The following is a 6,498-nucleotide window of genomic DNA, read 5'->3' on the forward strand; positions in this document are numbered from 1 at the left end:
GGGCTAAAATCCGAACGAAGTGAGCAGCCCACATGTTTGTGTCCCAGCCCGCGCAGCGGGCGAACTTAATTTTTTTGTTATACGTTTGATTGAACAAAAAACTGCCTCATGCCAGTGCTATAGAACACATAGTACGCCCAAACAGCTATTATTGCCCCACCTATTACAACCCCAGTTAAAGAATAAAAAGACATGAAGGCAATAATAGATGCCCAGTATAAAAAAGTACCAACACGGCCAGCCCAGTGTTTATTCACTGAAGCAAAGCAAATTGCAATGATTAGTATGCTAAATAACAGAAAGCCGGGTGCCATACCTGTAAACCAAAATTCTTGATAAGTAAGGCTGCGCCCATTCAACGAATACTCTCCGTTTGGCCAAGGCCAGAAAGCAAAAAGCACCATCAGTGAATATGTAATTGAGTTGAGCATATGCTGAAACCGGAATAACTTTGGCATCCCTTTCGTTTCTTTTAATACTCTCATGAATTTATTAAAAATCATCCTTGATGCCTGTTCGACGTATAACGATTCGAATATGCGGCGCGCGCTGTTTGCGCGTCGCGCCATAATTTGTTTGTTATATGCAAATTACTCAACAGCCTCAGTAGTATTGTTTTGATTAATGTCATTTTTTAACACTAGAATGGCAATATAAATTAAACCGAGTGGCGGAATAAATGCTAATAGCACGCCTATAAATGTAGCTATTTTAGGTGTGCTAGTTTTACGTTTAGCCAAATAATAACTAAGGACGCCGATAACGATCCCAGAGATAAATATTATCTCTCCTAATAGTGTTGCATTGATATTCATACGCGATTCTCCTTTTGCATATAACGAGCCTGTAGATTAACTCGTTTTTAAATTTGTTTTTATTGATAAACAAACCATAGCTGAGTTCCTATTTTGGTTCAATTGATTACTATATTTTTACGCAGAATATAGAAGTGTTTGATATTGTTTTAATTGGCGTTTTGGAAGGGATTACGGGTGTTTGAGTGGCTTTAATTTAGGTTAAAAGGGCTTCCCCTTTTTAATGTATCGTATTTTTCAGCTTTTCTATATTATGAACAAGGCAATACAATTGCCATTGCGCATTTACTTTCGCTTGACCCCGTAAGGTCAATTTATTCATGCCTTTGTTCACCGTAATATTCCGCTTTTTATTTAAAAGAAAGCCGGTTCAATACTGCCGAATCGTTTGCCATTCTTTAATAAACAGCTGTCGTCGTCCGATTGGGCTGTCTATTTTAACTTTCATCTTATCGACATAGCTCATCTTTTTGCGCGATTCATTATTTATAAACTGCACCTGCGCCCTGTTTTAATGGGCTTTTTTCGTAATAATTAGGATGGGTGTCATCCTAATTATTCAATTAGGATCTCAGTACAAATACTCTAATTACTAAAAAGTAAACCAAAATACTTCCATAAATATAATCAAATAAGTGACCTAATGATGGGTAGTTGAAGAACAAAATCCAAGAACTTGCGACCCCTAATCCCATTAACAAAAACCTCAGCACAGGAACAACATTCCTATCTTTTACTTTTTTCCTTATAACTGCCACAGTTAAAACTAAGTCAATAATAAAAATTAAAGGAACTAATGTAACTAACGGGTTCTCAGTTAGCATTCTGCATAACTCCATTTCCAATTACTATCGCGTCATTAGCAAATAGTGCACTTCCAGATACTGTTCGATAATTTCTCACATAATCTCCTCTAAAGTGGATACGATCCCGCCCTAAAGAATTAGTTAAATTTCTTGAATGATGAATGGTGTTTGTACCTGAAGCTCGTAGTCCAAATTGTCCTATTTTTCGCCCTAAAGCTGCCCAACCGGCACTAGCTATGTCAACACCAAAATATGCGTAATCACCATATTGTTCACCCAATGCATACCTCCACCCTTCTTGAGCATAATTACTTTCTGTTAAACCAACACCTTGAGCAGTATTAAAAAGGCCATGCGCTAAAATTAAAGCACCAGGTATAAAAGTTATTGGGTTACTCATCAAACTAGCACCTAACAATGCCTGCCCAGACCCCCCTATAGTTTGAAGCACATTCATACCATATTTTTGCACATAACCCAGAGCAGATCTCATCCCAGACATATGATTTTTAGCATTTGGTGGCGCAGGTAGTGTAGATATATTGGGAAATAGTCCTTTACTACTATTGTTTCCTGACGAAGGAGCTGTACTTCTATTATTTGTGATTGTACTGGGAGAACCAATATCGCTAATAGCACTTCCTATTTTACCTTGGCTCTTCTGAGTATTCTCATTACCATTTGACGTCATAGAACTTTTGGAAGAGTTAGCAATTGGTGCATTTGGATTATCACTATTGCCTTTTCTTCCAATATCACCACCTGCGGCATTAGGGCTAGAAGATGATTCCCCTTTATTTTTGCCTCTAGTAATTACAATCTCTAATGCCTTCGGCTCGCTTTGACAACCACCTGAATCTTCAGCGTTGCAGCTAGAATAACCTGTTGGATCTACCCCCGCCAATGGATTATTCATTATGTACGAATAAGGGTTAATACTCTGACTATTCGTTGGGCTTTGAATCAAAGGGTCAACACTCATAAACCGCCCAAGGTTATAATCGTACACCCGCCCGTTCATATGAATGAGCTCTACATTATCTAAATGTTCGTGGTCAGTAAAGCCTCTTCGTGTTTTGGCATCCGCCATATCACCGAGTTTTGAATCTCCAAATGCTTTCAACCCGCCACTGGCTAGCCGTGGTTTACCAAATGGGTCAATACAGTAAACTAGACATCCACTCTAATATAACAAACAAAACTGTGCCACTAAATTCGCCATTCAGATTCTGAATTAATCTTTTTTTGCTGAGTGACTTTTATTTTATCCATTAAATAAGTCATTAACCCTATTAAACCTAAATTACACGCATAGAAATGGCTGCATGATGCAGTTATGATTTATTACTGAATAGTTTAAGTTTTATGCCAGTAGCTTTTCGCAGTTACTGATATTCGCTCGCCGCTTTCGGTTTAAGTTTTCACAATAACCTTCTTGTGACGCTGGCCTGCCCACTGCGCCATGAAATACGCGCGTAAATTGGGTTGTAAGCTTTAACCAGTTTTCTGGAGATATATTCACCCTTTCTAGTAAAGGCAAGTGTGTAATCTCAATATACCCTCGCTTATCTTCTCGTATACAACGTCCTGTTAATTCAACAAGTTCAAGGTACGATTTAAGCTCGAACGGGAGTCCTTTTGGCATAATTTGACGTGGCATGCCTGCAAAGCGCAGTAGTTGTTTTGGTTGCTTGCCTTCTTTTGCATACGTTAAACGCTGTTTGATGCTGGTATGCTCTGACTCCTCTGGGGTGTTAGCCATTTTAGCTCTAATAGGGTTTAAATCTACATAGGCCATGCAGGCCGCAAGTGCTGCTTCATCTAATAATGCTTGAGACGTAAAGCGCCCCTCCCAAAAGCGGCCTGTGCAGTTATCTTCTTTATTTGCTCTGCGTGCAATGTCTTCATTTAATAGCCGCATAAACCAACTGATACTTGATAAGCGCTCTCGGTATTGTTTAACCGTTTGATTGAAAAAGATGAGTTCAACTTTACTTAGCTTTTCACCTTGTACATATTTTTGCGTTAGCAATGTGCCTTTACAGAGTTTATGCCAGCGAATAACAATCGCTTTATCACTAAGCCTATTTGCTTTAATATCATCAACATACAGTACTAAGTGAGTGTGGTTACTCATTACAGCGTAAGCACATACATCAATACAAAACACCCTGGCTAATTCAAGCAGCTTATCTTCAACCCACCCTCGTCGATGCTCGTAAGATTGACCAGTAAAACGGTCTTCCCCACATAAAAATGCACGTCGAACGCAACGCGAAATACAGTGGTAGTATTTTGTATCAACCAAACTTACTTGACGCTTTCTTGCGATAGCCATATGACACCCTGCTTGTTTTTTACACTAAATAAAGGCTAGCCTCTAAATTCGAAAAGTGCAAAATTTAGGTTGGGTGTCTTGTTAAAAATTTTGGCATTTAAGTGGATACGAATCCTATTTAGGTGCTGGAAAACACATACGCCCTACGATGAATCAACTTACTTAACTGCATTGAAAAGTAAGGGATCACCGCTGTTAAAATTTGCGGTGGAAAGTGAGCTTTAGCGCTTGCTGTCCACCTCAGGGCGTGTTGTTAGCTGCGCTTTTCGTCTAGTTTGGAAACTGCTTCTTTTAAATGAGCAATTTCAATATTTTTACCTTTATAAGAGCTTAAAGCTTTGTTGAAATATGCTTTTGCCTTAGATTGGCTACCTGTCTGTTCGTGTAACAAACCTATTCTTAAATAAGTAAATGACAAATTATTTGGCCCAAGTTTGGAGCTAGACCTATCTGACTCTAGGATTCTTGCTAGGGCTTGAAGTGCGTAAAGCCCACTTTCAGGTGAGCCTTTTAAGTATTGAGTGAGAGCTAATTCAATTTCTTTTTTAAGAAAATCAGAAGAGATTTCGTTAGCAAAAGAAACTGTTGAAACAAGAGAGCCTAATGTAAATAGACTTAATTTGATCATTTTATTCATTTTAATATCCTTATAGATTGAAATATGCCGCAATAAACTGTGCAGCTAACTTTTCAATAACGGGCGCAGGCACGTGGGGCATAATGGCGAAGCCGCCCCGCGTGTATGCGTCCCAGCGAAGGCAGTGAGTGAGTTTATTGAGTTGTTATATCGCTACTCACCAATATTTCTTCGTATCAATATAATGCTTCATGTTAGAAAAGATGTAAGCTAGAAGAAAAAATGCCGGCGTCACAATTACGTCGGGTTTTATGAACCAAGTTAATAGGCCCATGAGCACCGTTATAATTTCTAACATAATAATTTGCTTTCTTGCTTTTACTCCCCAAAACGAAAACCTGACCCATATTGGCTCTTTGTTCCATTCTTTAGATGTTTTGTCTATCACGATAATTTCCTCTTGAAGTTTAGAAATGTCAATTTCAAACACAGAGGCAAGGGCTTTAAGAGATTCTATGCTGGCCTTGTTTCCACTTTCTATTCGTTGGATAGTTCTAGTACTCAAGCCGCTTAACGTGGCAAGTTGTTCTTGTGACCAGTTTCGTTTTTCTCTAAGACGTTTGACTATCATTTGGGCTCCTTACCAATGTGAGAGGAAACTATCCATGTTTTAATCGATTGTCGGTTACGAAATTCACACGACAGTGGGGCGACAGACGATGTTTACAGCGATATAACGCCAGCTTAAGCGGACTAAAATAGTGGGTTAAAATGTGTAGCGAAGCGAAACCTAACCCACTGTTTTAGTTCCGTTTAAAGCTCTTGTTATGTGCTAATTCTTAGATGCTATTTCCTAGTGACACGCCTCGCCATATCTTATCTTTTAATTCAGGCCCAGATGGGCCAAGATTTGATATGTCATGAGCGATTTGAAATCGCTTTCCATTCGCAGAAATAACTTCAACACTCACAATTGTATATTTATTCAACTCACCATCATATTCTGGCGGTAAATCATAATTTACGTCATGCGATACCATAAAAGCCTTTATTTCGCCTGGTTTTATTACGAATGGATCAATGATATCTGAAGGAATAACTAGATAAGACGTATCGTGTTTCAAATGACCTAATGGCGACTGACCATTTAACAATTCAATATCTTTAACAAACAACTCTTGGTTGCCCGTATTGCTTAGAGTATAACTAAGTTGTCGCTTTGTTATTTTACCTAAGCAATCAAAAAGCCTGCTATTAAGACAAAGGATCGCTTTAGAGCTTTTACGAATGTGCGATAAATACAAAACTGTCGATGAAATAGTTAGTGCCAATATAGATATAGCAATTGTTATAATATCTTTCACTACTAAAGGGGCTACATGAGGTTCCATAGCTTAAATTAACTCCTAGTTGATAGCACATAACACCAAATTAAGCGGCATTGGCCGCTCTTGCTAATGTCCGCTTGAATTTTCTTGTTAGGTACACTTTTGTTAGTGGTAAACCCTACAACTTTCTTTATTGGAGCCTTCATCGTAATCCCAGCTAATAATGACATTTGTGTCAGGATTCACAATATAAAAAATTTTACATTTGCCAACCCATTCTTCACTTGGTGCAGTAGATAATACTTCACTATAAAACCAGTGCTGTAGAATTTGCCCTTCGTTGTTTTTGGATATGTGAGTAAAACCATCTCCTGATATTACATAGTCGGCTCTAATTAACTCACCAGCATCGCCAAATCGAGTTGGATCTAGAAAAGGAGCTTTACCACCAATTAGCTCATTTGTATACTCTTCCCAAGGCTTATTACCTGTAGTACAACCAGATATAACCAAAATAGTAAAAAGGACAATAAATCTCATTTGAACACCTGTGTATCTAACGAGCCTGTAGATTAACTCGTTTTTAAATTTGTTTTTATTGATAAACAAACCATAGCTGAGTTCCTATTTTGGT

General features: G+C 38.3%; 9 protein-coding genes and 1 pseudogene. 1 reads left to right on the forward strand and 9 read right to left on the reverse strand.

Going from position 1 to position 6,498, the window contains the following annotated elements:
• Positions 1-77 precede the first annotated feature (77 nt).
• The 5 genes from I6E85_RS18965 to I6E85_RS18985 all read right to left on the reverse strand — a co-directional run bounded on the left by I6E85_RS18965 (position 78) and on the right by I6E85_RS18985 (position 3,959).
• Complete coding sequence (locus I6E85_RS18965; protein ID WP_197237254.1) at positions 78-503, reverse strand: hypothetical protein; 426 nt, start codon at positions 501-503, stop codon at positions 78-80.
• A gap of 87 nt (positions 504-590) precedes the next feature.
• Positions 591-815 (reverse strand): hypothetical protein, encoded by a 225-nt coding sequence (locus I6E85_RS18970; protein ID WP_024591715.1) that lies wholly within the window; start codon positions 813-815, stop codon positions 591-593.
• 220 nt (positions 816-1,035) lie between these two features.
• Positions 1,036-1,137, reverse strand: coding sequence for a transposase (locus tag I6E85_RS21225; RefSeq protein WP_350634442.1), 102 nt, complete (start codon positions 1,135-1,137; stop codon positions 1,036-1,038).
• A 491-nt stretch (positions 1,138-1,628) separates the two neighbouring features.
• A complete protein-coding gene (locus tag I6E85_RS21065; RefSeq protein ID WP_231621096.1) occupies positions 1,629-2,744 on the reverse strand; it encodes an RHS repeat domain-containing protein in 1,116 nt (371 codons plus the stop codon).
• A gap of 240 nt (positions 2,745-2,984) precedes the next feature.
• Positions 2,985-3,959 (reverse strand): transposase, encoded by a 975-nt coding sequence (locus I6E85_RS18985; protein WP_024608444.1) that lies wholly within the window; start codon positions 3,957-3,959, stop codon positions 2,985-2,987.
• A gap of 84 nt (positions 3,960-4,043) precedes the next feature.
• Here I6E85_RS18985 and I6E85_RS21070 point away from each other — a divergent pair.
• Positions 4,044-4,184 (forward strand): annotated as a pseudogene (locus tag I6E85_RS21070) (IS110 family transposase); the annotation flags it as partial.
• A gap of 28 nt (positions 4,185-4,212) precedes the next feature.
• Here I6E85_RS21070 and I6E85_RS18990 read toward each other — a convergent pair.
• From I6E85_RS18990 to I6E85_RS19005, 4 genes are all read right to left on the reverse strand, one after another.
• Entirely contained in the window at positions 4,213-4,596 is a 384-nt protein-coding gene (locus I6E85_RS18990) for a hypothetical protein (RefSeq protein ID WP_101163152.1), read from the reverse strand.
• 157 nt (positions 4,597-4,753) lie between these two features.
• Positions 4,754-5,167: a helix-turn-helix domain-containing protein gene (locus I6E85_RS18995; RefSeq protein ID WP_101163153.1), complete on the reverse strand. Its 414-nt coding sequence runs from the start codon at positions 5,165-5,167 to the stop codon at positions 4,754-4,756.
• Between the two features lie 208 nt (positions 5,168-5,375).
• Complete coding sequence (locus I6E85_RS19000; RefSeq protein ID WP_101163154.1) at positions 5,376-5,927, reverse strand: hypothetical protein; 552 nt, start codon at positions 5,925-5,927, stop codon at positions 5,376-5,378.
• A 102-nt stretch (positions 5,928-6,029) separates the two neighbouring features.
• On the reverse strand, positions 6,030-6,404 hold the full coding sequence (locus tag I6E85_RS19005) for a hypothetical protein (RefSeq protein ID WP_101163155.1): 375 nt from the start codon (positions 6,402-6,404) through the stop codon (positions 6,030-6,032).
• Positions 6,405-6,498 lie beyond the last annotated feature (94 nt).

It is taken from the genome of Pseudoalteromonas sp. NZS71 (assembly GCF_015864715.1).
GTDB classification, from domain to species: domain Bacteria; phylum Pseudomonadota; class Gammaproteobacteria; order Enterobacterales; family Alteromonadaceae; genus Pseudoalteromonas; species Pseudoalteromonas arctica.